The sequence below is a fragment of the Pseudomonas sp. HMSC066A08 genome (genome assembly GCF_001813025.1).
Lineage (GTDB): Bacteria > Pseudomonadota > Gammaproteobacteria > Pseudomonadales > Pseudomonadaceae > Pseudomonas > Pseudomonas aeruginosa.
This window is the reverse complement of sequence record NZ_KV811305.1, coordinates 298490-313895: the sequence shown is the minus strand read 5'-3', so window position 1 is coordinate 313895 and position 15406 is coordinate 298490. Positions and strand designations below refer to the sequence as shown.

The 15406-nt window shown below is 70.1% G+C and carries 16 protein-coding genes and 1 riboswitch; of the genes, 3 read left to right on the top strand and 13 right to left on the bottom strand.

Features of this window, described 5'->3' with window-relative positions:
• Positions 1 to 5: 5 nt before the first annotated feature.
• The 13 genes from HMPREF2886_RS17710 to cobG all read right to left on the bottom strand — a co-directional run bounded on the left by HMPREF2886_RS17710 (position 6) and on the right by cobG (position 11893).
• A complete protein-coding gene (locus HMPREF2886_RS17710; RefSeq protein WP_033976034.1) occupies positions 6 to 428 on the bottom strand; it encodes a hypothetical protein in 423 nt (140 codons plus the stop codon).
• A 345-nt stretch (positions 429 to 773) separates the two neighbouring features.
• The gene (gene sbrR / locus HMPREF2886_RS17705) at positions 774 to 1538 is read right to left on the bottom strand and encodes an anti-sigma factor SbrR (protein ID WP_033970356.1); all 765 of its coding nucleotides are present in this window, start codon (positions 1536 to 1538) and stop codon (positions 774 to 776) included.
• A complete protein-coding gene (sbrI, locus tag HMPREF2886_RS17700) occupies positions 1535 to 2119 on the bottom strand; it encodes an ECF family RNA polymerase sigma factor SbrI (protein WP_003119848.1) in 585 nt (194 codons plus the stop codon). The genes sbrR and sbrI overlap by 4 nt, the downstream gene beginning before the upstream one ends.
• Positions 2120 to 2447: 328 nt before the next feature.
• Positions 2448 to 3887 (bottom strand): aminotransferase-like domain-containing protein, encoded by a 1440-nt coding sequence (locus HMPREF2886_RS17695; RefSeq protein WP_003091003.1) that lies wholly within the window; start codon positions 3885 to 3887, stop codon positions 2448 to 2450.
• 221 nt (positions 3888 to 4108) lie between these two features.
• Positions 4109 to 4477 carry a hypothetical protein gene (locus HMPREF2886_RS17690; RefSeq protein WP_070747963.1) on the bottom strand — a complete coding sequence of 123 codons (369 nt, stop codon included), beginning with the start codon at positions 4475 to 4477 and terminating at the stop codon, positions 4109 to 4111.
• Between the two features lie 86 nt (positions 4478 to 4563).
• Positions 4564 to 5202, bottom strand: a complete 639-nt coding sequence (locus tag HMPREF2886_RS17685; RefSeq protein WP_003091005.1) for a LuxR C-terminal-related transcriptional regulator — start codon at positions 5200 to 5202, stop codon at positions 4564 to 4566.
• Between the two features lie 193 nt (positions 5203 to 5395).
• Positions 5396 to 6205, bottom strand: coding sequence for an OmpA family protein (locus HMPREF2886_RS17680; RefSeq protein ID WP_003091007.1), 810 nt, complete (start codon positions 6203 to 6205; stop codon positions 5396 to 5398).
• Positions 6205 to 6564: a DUF4398 domain-containing protein gene (locus HMPREF2886_RS17675; protein ID WP_003091008.1), complete on the bottom strand. Its 360-nt coding sequence runs from the start codon at positions 6562 to 6564 to the stop codon at positions 6205 to 6207. The genes HMPREF2886_RS17680 and HMPREF2886_RS17675 overlap by 1 nt, the downstream gene beginning before the upstream one ends.
• A complete protein-coding gene (locus HMPREF2886_RS17670) occupies positions 6561 to 7409 on the bottom strand; it encodes a substrate-binding periplasmic protein (RefSeq protein ID WP_003091009.1) in 849 nt (282 codons plus the stop codon). Before HMPREF2886_RS17670 ends, HMPREF2886_RS17675 begins: the two co-directional genes overlap by 4 nt.
• Before the next feature lie 69 nt (positions 7410 to 7478).
• A complete protein-coding gene (gene cobJ, locus HMPREF2886_RS17665) occupies positions 7479 to 9158 on the bottom strand; it encodes a precorrin-3B C(17)-methyltransferase (RefSeq protein WP_039027668.1) in 1680 nt (559 codons plus the stop codon).
• Positions 9151 to 9903 (bottom strand): precorrin-2 C(20)-methyltransferase, encoded by a 753-nt coding sequence (locus HMPREF2886_RS17660; protein WP_061194903.1) that lies wholly within the window; start codon positions 9901 to 9903, stop codon positions 9151 to 9153. The genes cobJ and HMPREF2886_RS17660 overlap by 8 nt, the downstream gene beginning before the upstream one ends.
• Positions 9900 to 10526: a precorrin-8X methylmutase gene (locus HMPREF2886_RS17655; protein WP_033976019.1), complete on the bottom strand. Its 627-nt coding sequence runs from the start codon at positions 10524 to 10526 to the stop codon at positions 9900 to 9902. Before HMPREF2886_RS17655 ends, HMPREF2886_RS17660 begins: the two co-directional genes overlap by 4 nt.
• Complete coding sequence (cobG, locus tag HMPREF2886_RS17650) at positions 10523 to 11893, bottom strand: precorrin-3B synthase (protein ID WP_070747961.1); 1371 nt, start codon at positions 11891 to 11893, stop codon at positions 10523 to 10525. Before cobG ends, HMPREF2886_RS17655 begins: the two co-directional genes overlap by 4 nt.
• 89 nt (positions 11894 to 11982) lie before the next feature.
• Positions 11983 to 12234: riboswitch (cobalamin riboswitch) on the bottom strand.
• Positions 12235 to 12319: 85 nt separating this feature from the next.
• Between cobG and HMPREF2886_RS17645 the strand changes: the two genes are divergently transcribed.
• The 3 genes from HMPREF2886_RS17645 to HMPREF2886_RS17635 are packed head-to-tail and all read left to right on the top strand — an operon-like array spanning position 12320 to position 15385.
• Complete coding sequence (locus HMPREF2886_RS17645) at positions 12320 to 13567, top strand: bifunctional cobalt-precorrin-7 (C(5))-methyltransferase/cobalt-precorrin-6B (C(15))-methyltransferase (protein WP_033970365.1); 1248 nt, start codon at positions 12320 to 12322, stop codon at positions 13565 to 13567.
• On the top strand, positions 13560 to 14660 hold the full coding sequence (locus HMPREF2886_RS17640) for a cobalt-precorrin-5B (C(1))-methyltransferase (protein ID WP_070747959.1): 1101 nt from the start codon (positions 13560 to 13562) through the stop codon (positions 14658 to 14660). The genes HMPREF2886_RS17645 and HMPREF2886_RS17640 overlap by 8 nt, the downstream gene beginning before the upstream one ends.
• Complete coding sequence (locus HMPREF2886_RS17635; protein ID WP_033976012.1) at positions 14657 to 15385, top strand: cobalt-precorrin-6A reductase; 729 nt, start codon at positions 14657 to 14659, stop codon at positions 15383 to 15385. Before HMPREF2886_RS17640 ends, HMPREF2886_RS17635 begins: the two co-directional genes overlap by 4 nt.
• Positions 15386 to 15406 lie beyond the last annotated feature (21 nt).

The window sequence follows — 15406 nt, the reverse complement described above, 5'->3', positions numbered from 1 at the left end:
GCGGCCTACTGGCGGAACTCGAACTGCAACTCGGCCCCTTCCAGGGGCCGCGACACGCCCAGTTCGCGGTCGCGATAGAGCAACTGGCCGTTGAGGCGGAAGTCGCTGTCGTCTTTTTCCTCGAACATCGGCGGCAACAGCGGCTTGGGCTTATGGGTCTCTTCCGTGCCGGGCGGCGCCATCTTCTGCACCAGTTCCTTCGGCAGGCGCAGGTCCAGCTTGGCGCTCGGCAGCGGCTTGCGTACCTCGGGGTCGAGACGAGCGGTGGAAGCGCGCTTCGCCGGCGCCGGCTTGTCCTTGGCGACCGGCCTGCTGGCCGGCTTCGGCGGCGCAGCCGTAGGCTTCGGCTTGGCCGGCGGCTTGGGTTCGGCAACCTGCTCCGCGGCTGGCGCGACCTTCTTCGCAGCGGCTTTCGGCGCGGCAGGCACGGCAGGCGCTGGCTCCGCTCGTGCAGGCTTCACTGGCCTGGCAGGGGCGCGCTGCTCCTGCGGCGGTGCTTCCGGGGCTTTCTTTTCCGGTGCCTTGGAGCCGTCATCGCAGGCCGCCAGGAAGCAACCGAAAAGAACAACGACGCAAATTCGGCAAAGACGTTTCATAGTCACGCAGGTATGGCCAATTGCGGCAATGCTGACGGCAGACTGCAACCAAGGCAAGGGGTCACTATCGTCATCCTGGCACTCTCTCGGTTGTTCGCACCATGTCTAACCTGTCATGCACGGATAACCGCTTGATGTCAGCCCGCGACGCCATCGCGGCGTCGCAGGCCATGGTCGTCACGGCTGTTTCCGGGCGCTCGCGGCTATCGTCGCGAGGCGTTCCAGTCGTTCCAGCAGGTTCTCTCCGGGGAAGCGTTTCTGCAGCTCGGCCAATTGGGTCGCGGCCTGCTCCGTCTTGCCCTGCTCACGCAGGGCAAGGACCGCCCCGAGCGCCTCGTCGAGCACCTCCGGCTTCACCGCAACCGCCTTGCCCCTGGCCTGGGCGACGAAGTCGCCGGCCAGCTCCGCCTGGACCTTCGCCTGCTGCGCAGCCTGGGCCGGCGGTCGGTCGGCCAGGGCAGCCGGAGCCGGCGGCGCGGCCTCGGCCATCAGTTGCGGCGCCTCCCCGGACGATGCGTAGCTGGCCAGCAAGGCCGGGGGCTCCGACATCTCGCTGGACAGCGGAGCCGGCGCCGCCGGCGCGCGCATGGCCCGCTTCGCCGTGGCGGCCCCGGTGACTCCGTCGCGCAGGGGCACATCGCTGAACGCCACTTCGGGAGGAGCCGGGCGCTCGGCGTCGTCCAGCACATTGTGGCTGACCAGCCCCAGCACCAGCGCCACGCCCAGCAGGCTGGCGAAGGCCGCCTGCCAACGCGGCCTGCGGGAGGCTTCCAGCCAGCGCCGCCACCAGGACCGGGCGGGTTCGACATGCGCCGCCTGGCGACGCGCGGCGGCGAGTATCGCCTGATCCAGCGCCGGCACCGGCTGCTGCGGCGTATGGGCGCGGAAATGCGCCAGCATCTGCTCTTCGGCGACGCTCGCGGAATGCTTCTGTGGGTTCATACCGCCACCTCCTCGGCCAGCAGCCGGCGCAGCTTCTGCACCGCGTAGCGGAAACGGCTCTTCACCGTCTCCAGCGGCGACTGGGTGAGCGTGGCGATCTCGGCCAGTTCCAGTTCGCCGTGGGCGCGCATCAGGAATACCTCGCGCTGCTCCTCGGGCAGGGTCTCCAGCGCGCTCTGCAAGCGCTCGCCGTCGCGGCTCAGGCTGAGCTGCTGCTCGGGGCCGGCGCCCTGGTCGGGTTGCGCGTGCAACTGTTCGTCGTAGCTGTCCTGCAACGGCTGGCGCTGGCCATGCTTGCGCCAATGATCGATCAGGCGGTTGCGGGCGATCTGGTAGAGCCAGGTGCGGAAGCTCGCCCGGCCCTGCGGCTGGCTCTCGCTGCGGATCAGGCTGAGCCAGGTTTCCTGGTAGATCTCGTCGGCCAGTTCGGTCTGTCCGGCCAGGCCGCAGAGAAAACGATAGAGACCTTGCCGGTGGCGCTGGTAGAGCACCTCGAAGGCCGCACTGTCGCCCTTGCGGTAACGCGCCAGCAGCGTTTCGTCGCTGCCGGCGGCCGTCGTGGCGCTGGTGGAGGCATGCATGCCGCTGGTCGACTCCTGTCCTGTGTCAAAGGCGACCGAGAGCAGGCTCATCGGCCACATCCTTCGCGGCGCGCATCGGCGTCGCCACGAAACGCCCGGGCCGTCGCCAGAAGCGCGGCCGGAGCGGCTATCGGTAGACATTTTCCAGCGTCGGACAGTTCGGCGAAAGTGCCGGTCCGGATGGAAGCCGGGAAAAACATCGAGACGACCTCGTCGTGCAGCGGAGATACCCGCTGAGACGAAGCTGTCGGTGGATTCGGGTTAAACCCCGGGAAAATTCTTCGCGGACTGTCGCGGGGCGCCCCTCAGCCAAGGGAGCGCCTCGCGCTCAGGCGGCGATCAGGCCTTCCTGGCAAAGCTGCCCGGCAAGCATGCCGAGGGTCATGATCGCCCGCTCCGCCTCGCGGTTCCAGGGAATCCCGCAGGTCAGCCGCAGGCAGTTGTTGAACTGCTCGGTGTTGCTGAAGATCAGCCCCGGGGCGATGCTGATGCCCTGCTCCAGGGCTCGCACGTGGAGTTCCTTGGTGTTGACCTTGGCCGGCAGGCTGACCCAGAGAATGAAGCCGCCCTTGGGCCGGGTCATCTGCGTACCTTCCGGGAAATACTGCTGCACCGCCAGCTGGTAGGCGGTCATGTTCTTCCGGTACTCCTGGCGGATGTAGCGCAGATGACGGTCGTAGCCGCCGTTCTCCAGGTAGGCGGCGACGCCCATCTGGGTCACGGTGCAGGCCGAATGGGTGGTGAAGGTCTGCAGGCGACGGATCTCCTCCTGGTAGCGCTCGGCGATGATCCAGCCGATGCGTACGCCGGGCGAGATGGTCTTGGAGAAACTCGAGCAGTAGATCACCCGGCCGTCGCGGTCGTGGGACTTGAGCGAGCGCGCCTGGCCCTGGTCGAACATCAGTTCGCCGTAGATGTCGTCCTCGACCACCCCGATGTTGTGTTCGGCGGTCAGTTTCAGCAGTTGCTTCTGGCGATCCTCGGGAATCGTCCCGCCGAAGGGATTGCTCAGCCGCGCGGTCAGCACCAAGGCCTTGATCGACCACTGGTTGGCCGCCAGTTGCAGCGCTTCAAGGCTGATCCCGGTGCGCGGGTCGCTGGGAATCTCGATGACCTTCAGGCCCAGCACGTCGGCCAGTTGCAACAGGCCGTAGTAGCTCGGCGACTCGGTGGCGATCAGGTCGCCGGGACGGGTCAGCACCCGCAGGGCCATGTGGATCGCATCCACACAGCCGTGGGTGATGGTCACCTGCGACGGGTCGACCACCACGCCGGCGTCGCGCATGCGGATCGCCACCTGCCGCCGCAGCGGCTCGAAACCGGGGCTGAACATGTAGCTGAACGCCCGTGGGCTCTGGAAGCGGGTGACCTTGGCCAGTTGCTGGTGCAAGGCGCGCACCGGCAGGTAGTCCACGTGCGGCACCGCCGCGCCGAGCGGGAATACCCCTTCGCGGCGGGACTCGGCGAGCACCTGGTTGATGATGCTGCTGCGGGTGACCAGGCCGGGACGCTCGACCCGCGCGATATCCGGGGTCGGCGCGGTCAGCGCCGGGGTGCGGTGGACGTAGAAGCCGGATTGCGGACGGGCGCGGATCAGTCCCTGGTCCTCGAGGGTGGCGTAGGCCTGCAACACGGTGGCGTGGCTGACGTTCAACTGGGTACTGAGCTTGCGCACCGACGGTACCCGCTCGCCCGGCTGGTAGACGCCACGGCGAATGTCCTCGGCCAACTGCTGGGCGATGCGTTGGTAAAGCAGCAGATTGGTCATGGCGGGTTTTCCTCGGCGATTGAACCGAAACAGTAGCTCAATTCGTGAAACTGCTCCAGAACAGTTCGGCCGACAACCAGGCATACAGTCGCAAAACTGTACGGGTCGGTCGCAGAGGCGGCACGTTCGCGAGGAAAAGAAAACCCGGTCGGTCGCCACCGGCCGGGTACGGGCGGGAAACAGTCCGCCAAGAGCCGCCTGGGGAGCGGCCATAGGGAAAGTCAGAAACGCAACGCGTCCGCCGCCGCGCTCTCGCCGGTTGACGCGTGCCAGGCGAAGGGGCTTGGCGCCAGGCCGAGATCGCCGAACAGGCGGTAGTCCGGGACGGCGGCGGATTGGCGGGCGGCCGGGAAAAAGTCATCGCGGCCGAGGCGGGTCACCAGGACCCGGGCCTGCGCCTGCAACGCCACCAGGCTGAGGCTTTCCCGCGCCGTGCAGCCCGCCTCGCCGCACGCCACCGGCGAGTCCTCCAGCAGGAGCTCCTGGCGACGGGCTTCGGCAATCGCGCGGAGTTCGGCGGCGAAGGACGGCTGGCACAGGCTCAGCAACAACGGCAGGACGAAACGGGCAAAGCGGGGCTGGCGGATCATGCGGATTCCTCGGCTGCGGCGGGATGGCTCCCGGGGGGCTGGCGAGGATTGTTCCGCAACTGGCGGTCGAGATGTTTCGAACCCGGTCAGGCGAGTTCGTGGAGCCAGTTCATCACGCCCAGGGCGATCAGTTCGGCGTCGCTGTTGAGGCCTATCTTGACCATCGCGTTCTTCTTGTGGGTGCTGATGGTCGACACGCTGCGCATGGTCCGCTGGGCGATCTCGCTGACCGTGTCGCCACGCGCCAGGCGCCGGAGGATGTCCACCTCGGTGGGGCTCAGCGGCTTGCCGGTATGCCGCTGCGGGTGCAGGCCGGGGTCGAGGAAGGTCTGTCCGAGCGCCATGCACTCCAGCGCCGCCTTCAGCGTCTCCAGCGGGCTGCGCTTGCTGATGTAGGCCGAGGCGCCGCTGCGCAGGACCGCCTTGGCCAGCAACGGCGCGCTGAACACCGAGTAGACCATCACCTTCATTTGCGGGCAGTGCCGGGTCAGCCATTCCACCAGGTGGATACCGTCGCGGCTGCGCTGGCCCGGCAAGCCCAGCTCGGTGATCAGGATGCTTTCCGGCGGCAGGTCGGCCAGGCGCTCCACCAGGCTGTCGCTATCGCCGACCACCGCCAGCACCTGGCGTCCGCACTCCTCGCTGAGGTAGCGCTGCAGCGCCCACTGCATGACCGGGAAGGAATCGGCGATCACCAACCCCGGCAGGGTTTCGTTCGAACTCATTGCGCCTCTCTACTCGTTATAACGAAATACAAGGTGCTTATGCTGCACGGATTGCCGCTCGAACTAGTTCGATCCCGATGATAGCCCGCTCTTGCGCAAGTTCTGACAGAGAAATCCGGCGCCGCCCGGTTCGCCAGACGAAAAAAGCCCCGGACCCTTTGGGGTACCGGGGCTTCCTGCGGCGGCGCGGTTCTCAGCGCGGCGCGCTGAGCTGGCCCTTGTCGTTGGAGAAGACGATCTCCACCCGGCGGTTCTGCGCCCGCCCCCGGTTGGAGGCGTTGTCGGTGACCGGGAAGGCTTCGCCGTAGCCGACCACCTGCATGCGCGCGGGATCCACGCCGAGATCGGCGAGCACGTCGGCCACCGCCTGGGCGCGCTCGCGCGACAGGTCGAGGTTGGCCTGCCTGTCGCCGACGCTGTCGGTATAGCCTTCGATGCGGATCACCCGCCGCGGATTGAGCTGGAGGAACTGCACCAGCTTCAGCGCGGTGCGGTTGGCCGCCGGCTTGAGTTCGGCGCGGTTGAAGTCGAACAGCACGTCGCCAAGGGTGAGCACCAGGCCGCGCTCGGTTTCCTCGGTGCTGAGACTGGCGATCTCCTCGCTCAGGCGCTGGCCCTGCTCCTGCACGCTGAGCAGCTTGGCTTCGCGCAGGGCCAGTTGCAGGCGCTCGCGCTCCAGTTGCAGGCGGGTCAGGCGCTCCTGGTTGAGGTTGAGCAAGGCGTGCTGGCGAGCGATCTCGCTGTAGCGCTGGCTCAGGTAGGCATACTGGATCACGTCGCTGCTGCTGCCCCAGTAGCTGGACAGGCGTTCGGCGCGGGCCAGCGATTCGCCGGCACGGATCACATCCTTGGGCGCCGCGCGGAGCACGTCGGAATCTTCCTTGACCTGGTCGAACTCGCTCTGCGCCTTGGCCAGCGACTGTTCGCTGAGCTTGTGGTCGGCGCAGCCAGCCAGCGCGGCACAGGCCAGCAGGGTGGCGAAGAGAGTCGCTTTGCCCGGCATCAGTCGGTCTCCCCCAGTTGCTTGCGCAGACGTTTCAGGCTCTTGTCCAGCTCGCCGAGCTGGTCCTTGCTCTTCTGCGTCAGCACCTTGGACTCGGCGAGGCGTGCGTCCAGTTCGGCCTGCTCGGCCAACAGGCGAGCCTTCTTGTAGGACTCCGCGGTCATTGCGATTTGCGCCGCAGCGTACTTGTCCTGGGCCAGTTTCAGCTCGGCCACGTCGTCGGTGGCACCCACCGCCTTGGCCTGCTCCAGCGCCTGTTCGGTCAGGCGCATCTGCTCCAGCGGAGCCGGGTCGTTGCTCGCACAACCGCTCAGGGTCAGCGCGGCGAGGCCTGCGGCCATCATCCATCGAATGCTCACAAGTCACTTTCCTGCGTAGTCGAGCTGGCGCCGGAAGCCGGCAATTGCTGGGCTTTCCAGCGTTCGAGATTGTCCTGCAAGAGCGTTACGGGAACGCCGGCAGCCGACAATTCTGTCATCTTTTTCGCCAGTTGTCCGCGCAGCCACGGATCGTTGCAGGCGGAGTTGTGCGACAGCGTCAGGTACAGCCCCTCGCTGCTCAGCACCGGTTCCAGCGCTTCCAGGTCGTCGGCCATGCCCAGCGCCTCGACCTGGGCCTGCCCGGGCAACGCCTGGTAGAGGAGGAACTCGCTGCGCTTGAGCATCAGGTCCTGCAAGCCCTGGGTCAGGCTCGGCACCGGCTTCAGGTCGAGGCTGGCCTTGGCGAAGCGGTCGAACTCCTCGCCCAGGCTGCTGCCGGCCAGCACGCTGCCCTTGTGACCGATCAGGTCGTCGCGGCCGATGAACGGGAACGCGGCGTCCTTGTTCACCCAGACCACCCCGCTGGTCATCAGGAACGGAGGATGCACGTAGTCCATGCTGCCGAGCCGTGCCAGGGTCAGGTAGGCCCCGGCGAGCAGGTCGGCGCGACCGCTGGTCACCTCTTCCTGGGCCTTCTCCCAGGAGCCGCTGTAGAGCACGTCGATGCGCACGCCGAGCTCCTTGCCCAGGCGCTGCAACAGGTCGGCATTGGCTCCGATCAGGCGCTTCGGATCCTGCGGGTCGCGCCACAGGTAGGGTGGGTATTCCGGGTTGCCGGTGGCCACCAGGCGCTCGCAGGAGCCGGCCGCCGCGGCCAGCCCCGGAACGAACAGCGCCGCCAGCAGGATGCCGGCCAGGCGACACGGGGAACAGCGAAAGGACATGGATTCAGGCTCCGCGGTACAGGGATGCGCGCAGCAGTCTGCCACATTTCCGCGCGCGCTCCCGCCCCGCTATTCCGATGGGTACCAGCGCGGCGTGTAGACCCAGGCTTCGCCGTCGGCGCGCGGGAAGCTGCAGGTGGTGGACGAGCCGATGATCACCAGGGTGCGCATGTCCACCTGCTCCGCACGCAGCTCGCCCAGGGTGGTGCGCAGCAGGCGCTCGCCGGGCCGCCCGATGTCGCGGCCGAGCACCACCAGGGTCTGCGGCGAACGATGGCGGGCGACGATCTCCAGCGCCCGTCCCAGTTGCCAGGGCCGCGCCCGCGAGATCGGATTGTAGAAAGCCATCGCCAGGTCGGCGGCGCCGGCCAGGTCGAGGCGCCGCTCGATCACCTCCCAGGGCTTGAGGTTGTCGGACAGCGACAGCAGGCAGAAATCGTGGCCCAGTGGCGCCCCCGCCCTGGCCGCGGTGGCCAGGGCCGCCGAGACGCCAGGGAAGATCCGCAGTTCGACCGCGTCCCAGGCCGGCTCGCCAGCGCCATGCAGGGCTTCCAGCACCGCGGCGGCCATGGCGAACACGCCGGGGTCGCCGGACGATACCACCACCACCGCCCTGCCCGTCGCCGCCAGTTCGAAGGCATGCCGGGCGCGCTGCAATTCCTCGCGGTTGTCGCTGCCATGCAGCACCTGTCCGGCGCGGAAGGGTCCTGCCATGTCGACGTAGGTCTGGTAGCCGAGGATGTCCTCGGCCTCGTCCAGTGCCCGCCGCGCCGCAGGCACCATCAGCTCGGCGCAGCCGGGCCCCAGGCCGATCACCGTGAGTCGGCCGCGACGCTGGCCGATGCGGTCCATCGCCAAGGGCGCGGCGGCCACCGCCAGCCGGTCGCCGACCTGCTCGGCGGCGGGCAAGGCCTGGCGCAGGCGCGCAGCGGGATCGGCCTGCGCCAGGAAGCGCAGCGGTACGCCGAGCGCATCGGCGGCGGCCTGCAGGCGCGGATCGGCCATCCGCGCGCTGTCGGCCAGCAACCCGCCGAGCGCCGCCGCGGCCAGGCCGGCATCGGCCAGCGCCTGGCGCACCGCGTCGGCCGCCGCGTCGGCAGGTTCGAGCGCCGCCAGCACGCAGCGCGGATGGATCAGCAGTTCCTCGGCCCGCGGCGCACGCGCCGAGGGCGTCACGTGAATCGCCAGCGCTGCCTCCGGGTCGCGCGGCAAACGGGCCGCGTCGAGCCAACCGGCGGCACCCTCGACGCGCACCGGCTGGCCACCGAGCAAATCGGCAACGAAGCGCTTGCCCTGCTCCAGGTCGGCCAGGACATAGCCGGCGGGCGGGTTGAGCACGCAGGTGCCGAAGCGCAGCTCGCCGCTGGTGGTGATCGCCGGCGCCACGGCCAGCACCTCGCCGATTTCCCGCGCCAGCCGGTTGACCCCGGCCAGCCCGCCGAGCAGCGGCACCACCGCGCTGCCGTCCTCGGCCAGGGCCAGCACCGGCGGCTCCGCTCCCTTGCGTTGCAACAACGGCGCCAGGCTGCGAATGACGATGCCGGCGGCGCACAGGGCGACGATCGGGCGGCCGGCGCAATACAGTTCGCGCAGGGTGTCGCCGAAGTCCGTATAGGAACGGTCGGCCTCGACCCGCCCGGCGAGTCCGTGGACCAGCGCTCCGGGATAGCGCGCCTGGACCCGCCGCGCGGTATCCAGCGCGCCCTGGCCGAGGATGACGATGGCCGGAACCAGCTGGGCGTCACTCACCGCCGGCCCCTCCCTGCCACTTGTCGCCGGGGACGACGATCAGCGAGAAGTACGGCGAGGCCATCGGCTCCACCCGTTCCAACGGCACGATCCGCTGGTTGGCCATGGTCGCCCGCTCGACGTACAGCGCGCGGCGCTCGAGGCCAAGTTCGACCAGCACGCGGCGGACCTTGTCGAAATTGCGTCCGAGCTTCATCACCACCGCCGCGTCGGCATCCGCCAGGCGCCGGCGCAACTCCTCCTCGGGCAGCACTCCGGAGAGCACCGAGAGGCTCTGGTTGCGGTACACCAGCGGCGCACCGAGCACCGCCGCGCCGCCGAGCATCGAGCAGACGCCAGGCACAACCTCGCTTTCGTAGCGCGTCGCCAGGCGGTCGTGCAGGTACATGTAGGAACCGTAGAAGAACGGGTCGCCCTCGCAGATCACCGCCACGTCGCGGCCGGCATCCAGGTGCGCGGCCAGTTGCTCGGCGGCGGTGTCGTAGAAATCGCTGATGATGGTCTCGTAGCACAGCGGCGGCTCCAGCTTCTCGGTGGTCACCGGATAGACCAGCGGCAGGCGCAGTTGGGCCTCGTCCAGGTGCGCCTCGATGATGCCGAAGGCGTTGCCTTTCTTGCCCTTGGCCACGAAATAGCCGACCACCGGCGCCGCACGCAGCAGGCGCAGGGCCTTGAGGGTGATCAGTTCGGGATCGCCGGGCCCGACGCCCAGGCCCAGCAGGCGGCCCTTCGCGACACTCATCATTCGCGCTCCGTGGCCAGGGCGTTCACCGCCGCGGCGGCCATGGCGCTGCCGCCACGGCGACCGCGGACGATCACGTAGGGCACCCCGCGGCTATCGGCGGCGAGCATCTCCTTGGATTCCGCGGCACCGACGAAGCCGACCGGGAAACCCAGGATCAGCGCCGGTTTCGGCGCGCCGGCGTCGAGCATTTCCAGCAGGTAGAACAGTGCGGTCGGCGCGTTGCCGATCACCACCACGCTGCCCTCCAGGTGCTCGCGCCAGTGCTCCAGGGCCACCGCCGAGCGGGTATTGCCGAGTTCCGTGGCGAGCGCCGGCACGTCCGCTTCGTTGAGGGTGCAGATCACCCGGTTGGCGGCGGGCAGCCGCGAGCGGGTCACGCCTTCGGCGACCATCCGCGCGTCGCAGAGGATCGCCGCGCCGGCGGCCAGCGCGGCGCGGCCGGCGGCACCGGCGCCCGGCGAGAAGCGCAGGTCGTCGACCACGTCGATCATGCCGCAGGCGTGGATCACCCTGACCGCGAGCTTTTCCAGGTCGGCCGGGATGCCGGCGAGGTTCGCTTCGGCGCGGATGGTGGCGAACGACTGGCGATAGATCGCCTGGCCATCGCGGATGTAGTCAATCATGCGGGTTTTCCGGAAGTGGGCTGGGAAGGCAGGGCCGCCAGGTAGTCGGCGGCAGTGGCGAAAGTCAGGCGGCTGGCCAGCAACTGGCCGAATCCGGGGTGACATGGGTCGTGCCGGTACAGGTCGTAGAACCCGCCGCTGCGCGCCAGCAGGGTGAGCGGCGCGCGGTGAGCAGCGGCGCAGGACCGTTCGCAGCCGCACAGGTGCAGTTGCGGCAGGTCGCTGCGCGGGCCGAGGCGTTCGGCCAGGCGCAAGGCGTCGCCCTTGGTGTCGGCCAGGCCCTTGGCGCAGGCGCTGGAACCGCTGCAGGCGATCAGCCGCGCCAACGGCGCGTCGGGCTCGGTCAGCAGGCCGAGCCCGCGCAGGCCGAGCAGCGCCTGGTGGGCCTCGACGTGCGCCAGGTTCGGCAGGAGCACGCCTTGCCAGGGGGTCAGGCGCAGGCTGCCGTCGCCATGGCGCTCGACCAGCTCGGCCAGGCCTTCCAGGCAAGCGCTGTCGAGCCGGCCGAGCGGCGCCGCCGCGCCGACCATCGCCAGGCCTGGCTGGCGTTGCGGCTGGACGCCGAGATGACTCCACGGACGCCCCGGCGAACGCCGCCAGGCCGCCACCCGCTCGTCACGCCGCAGAGGGAAATCCAGGCGCGCCTGCAAGGCCTCCAGCAAGGGTTCTCCGGCCAGCTCCTGCAACAGGTGGCGCATCCGCGTCTGTTGCGGCTGGGCGCGTTCGAGGAACAGGTCGAGCAGCGCCAGCACCAGGGACTCGCCCCGCTCCGCCGGCAACGCCGCCAGGGGGCGGTCGCGGGCCGGGCAGCCGGCGAGTCCGAAGACCAGCGTCGCGGTCGGCGCCGCGGGCATCGGCGACAGCCAGATGTCATGGGGATGCTCGAGCATCGCCAGGTCTTCGCCACCGTCCAGCTGGATGGCGAACTTGGCCGACAGCGCGTGGTAGCGGCTGTCCGCCTGGAGCCGCAGCAACAGCCGAGCGGCCAGCGGGCGTACGTCCAGCGACAGGTGCGGATCGAGCCCGGCGGCCGGGCTGAGCATCAGGTTGCGCACGTCGTCGGCGCCGGCCAGGGGCCCATGCCGGGGACCGAGGCCGGCGTCCAGCAGGCGGCGGACAAGCCGCTCTTCCTCGCCGCGACGGACGCCGCGCAATTGCAGGTTGGAACGGTTGGTCGCCTCGATCACGCCGCTGGCGCAATCCCGCGCCGCGGCCGCCACGGCGCGTGCCTGGGCGGCGTCCAGGCGGCCGGCGTCGAGCTTGACGCGGCAGATGCCGCCGTCCAGCGCCTGGACGATACGCAGCAGGCCGGGACAGGGCGACGGACGTGGTACGGGCAGGGGCGCCGGGGTCTGGTCGTCGTTCAAAAACGCTACTCGAATCGGCGTCGCGGCGACCGCACCGCTGTCCCCCAGGGACAGACCACGGCATCGGTACACCCCGCCCGATGTTGGCACTCGCGACTGGTTTCGGCGGCAGGTCTCCTGGCTCGCAGCCCGGCGTTCCACCCGGGGGAGGAACCTCCGCTTCGCGCCGCCTTCCCGGTAATCCAGTGGCGAATGGCGCGAATACAGGCTGCATACAGTTGCGGGGGCAGCCACGGCTAGGCCCGGGCTTCGAAAAGACCGGGGCTCCGTGTTCCCTCTTCGGCCCTCGTTGGCCCCGCGCTAACGCGAAAGGGCCGGGCACCGACGAACGCGCTATTATGCCGCCCAGCCCGGGGCCGGGAAAACCCATTCCGTCCGGAAGCCGTCGCGGGCCCTTCACAGACGCATTTCAGGAGTATCGGAACCGTGTCATCGGCAGACTCGACGCCTCCCTGGCTGACCCTGGTGGGCATCGGCGAGGACGGTTATCCCGGCCTCGGCAAGCAGGCCCGGCGTGCCCTGCTGCAAGCCAGCCGGATCGTCGGCGCGGCGCGCCAGCTGGAACTGCTGCCGCCGTGCATCGGCGGCGCCCGCGAAACCTGGCCGACGCCGTTCTCCCTGGAACCACTGCTGGCCCGGCGCGGCCAGCCGACCTGCGTGCTGGCCAGCGGCGACCCGATGCTGTTCGGCGTCGGCGCCAGTCTCGCCCGGCAACTGCCGGCGACCGAACTGCGGGTCCTGCCGGCGCCCTCCTCCCTGTCGCTGGCCGCCGCCCGCCTCGGCTGGGCCCTGCAGGAGGTCACCTGCCTGTCGCTGGTGGCGCGTCCGCTGGCGGCGCTGCAGGCACAGGTCCACGACGGCCGGCGCCTGCTGGTCCTCAGCAACGACGGCGACAGCCCGGCCGCCATCGCCCGCCTGTTGAACGCCCGTGGCTTCGGCGCCAGTCGCCTGAGCGTGCTGGAACACCTCGGCGGGCCGCTCGAGCGCCGTCTCGACGGCCTCGCCGGCGACTGGTCGCTGCCGCGCGCCGCCGATCTCAACCTGGTGGCGGTGGAATGCCGCGCCGGCGCCGGTGCCGTGCGCCTGCCGCTGACCCCGGGCCTGGCCGACGAGGCCTATCGCCACGACGGCCAGTTGACCAAGCGCGACGTCCGCGCCGTGACCCTGGCGCGCCTGGCGCCCTGCCCCGGCGAGCTGCTCTGGGACGTCGGCGCCGGCTGCGGCTCCATCGGCATCGAATGGATGCGCGCGCACCCCAGTTGCCGGGCGATCGCCATCGAAGCCAACGACGAGCGCCAGGAACATATCCGCCACAACCGCGACGCCCTCGGCGTACCGACCCTGCACCTGGTCGCCGGCAGCGCCCCGGAGGCGCTGCTGGAACTGCCCGAGCCGGACGCCATCTTCATCGGCGGCGGGGTCACCGCCGAGGGCATGCTGGAGACCTGCTGGGAGCGCCTGCGGCCCGGCGGTCGCCTGCTCGCCAACGCGGTCACCCTGCAGAGCGAACGGGTGCTGCTCGACTGGCAGCAACGCCTGGGTGGCGACCTCACCCGCCTCGGCGTCGCCCACGCGCGGCCGCTGGGCGGTTTCGACACCTGGCGCCAGGCCTTGCCGATCACCCTGCTGGAATTGCGCAAACCCGCCGCCAGGAAGCCTCCCCGCGATGCGTGAGGAAACCCCCGAGCAGCCCGCGCCGTTGCGCAGCGGCTACACCACCGGCAGTTGCGCCACCGCCACCAGCCTGGCGGCGGCGCGCCTGCTGCTGGGCGGCACGATCAGCGACGCGGTGCAGATCGTCCTGCCCAAGGGCCAGCAGGTGCTGATGCGCCTGGAATTCTGCCGCGCCTGGGAAAACGGCGCGGAAGCCGGCACCCTCAAGGATGCCGGCGACGATCCCGACGTCACCCACGGCGCCCTGGTGTTCGCCCGGGTGCGCCTGAGCGCCGAGCCTGGCGTGCGCTTCCATGCCGGCCCCGGGGTCGGCACGGTGACCCGCCCGGGGCTGACCCTGGCGGTCGGCGAGCCGGCGATCAATCCGGTACCGCGACAGATGATCGAACGCCACCTCGCCCAGCTCGCCGCCGAACGGGGCTACGCCGGCGGCTTCGAGGTCGCCATCGGCGTGGAGGGCGGCGCCGAGCTGGCGCTGAAGACCATGAACCCGCGCCTGGGCATCCTCGGCGGGCTGTCGATCCTCGGCACCAGCGGCATCGTCCGGCCGTTCTCCTGCTCGGCCTATATCGCCTCGATCCATCAGGGCATCGATGTCGCTCGCGCCAACGGCGTCCGTCACATCGCCGCCTGTACCGGCAACGCCAGCGAGGACGCCATGCGCCGGCGCTATGCGCTACCGGAGATCGCCCTGATCGAGATGGGCGACTTCGCCGGCGCGGTGCTCAAGCACCTGCGCAGGGCGCCGGTGGAAAAGCTCAGCCTGTGCGGCGGCTTCGGCAAGATCAGCAAGCTCGCCGGCGGCCACCTCGACCTGCACAGCCGCCATTCCAGCATCGACCTGCCGCAACTGGCCGGTTGGGCCGCCGCGCTCGGTGCCGGCACCGCGCTACAGGACAGCATGCGCGCCGCCAATACCAGCCAGCAGGCGCTGGCCCAGGCACACGCCGAAGGCGTGGCCCTGGGCGATGCGGTCTGCGCCCACGCCCTGCGCTTCGCCCGCGGCATCGTGCCCGCCGAGGTGGCGCTGGAAGTCTTCGCCATCGACCGCCAGGGCAACCTGGTCGGCCAGGCCTGCGAGGAGCGCCGATGAAGCGCCTGTTGCTGCTCGGCGGGATCGGTGAGGCCCTGGCCCTCGCCCGCCAGCTCGGTCCGGCGCATCTCTACAGCCTCGCCGGGCTGGGCAAGGTGCCCGGCGACCTGGCCTGCCGGGTCCGGGTCGGCGGCTACGGCGGCGCCGAAGGGCTGGCGGCGTTCATCGACGAGCAGGGCTTCGACCTGCTGGTGGACGCCACCCACCCCTACGCCGCAAGGATCAGCCGGAACGCCGTGCGCGCCGCGCGACTGGCCGGAGTGCCCTGCTGGGCGCTGCGCCGGCCCGGCTGGCAGGCCGGGCCCGGCGACGACTGGCGCGAGGTAGCCGACTGGCGCGAACTGATCGCCGCCCTCGCACCCTTCCGCCGTCCGCTGTTCACCCTCGGCCGCGAACCGCTGGAGCATCTCGGCCAGGTCCCGCCGCACCAGCACTGGACCGTGCGCTGCCTGCAAGGCCAGCCGGCCGCGCCGCGCGCCGAGGTGATCGGCGCGCGCGGGCCGTTCAGCCTGGATGGCGAACGGGCGTTGTTCGAGCGCCTCGCCTGCGACGTACTGGTGAGCAAGAACAGCGGTAGCCAGGCCACCGAGCCGAAGCTCCAGGTGGCGCGGGAAATGGGCCTGCCGGTGCTGGTCCTGGCGCGTCCGGCGCTGCCGCCGGCGGACCGCGAGTTCGCCGACGGCGAGGCGCTGCTGACGGCGATCCGCGATTGGGAAAGCGCCTGAAGCGAACGCCCACCCACTCGC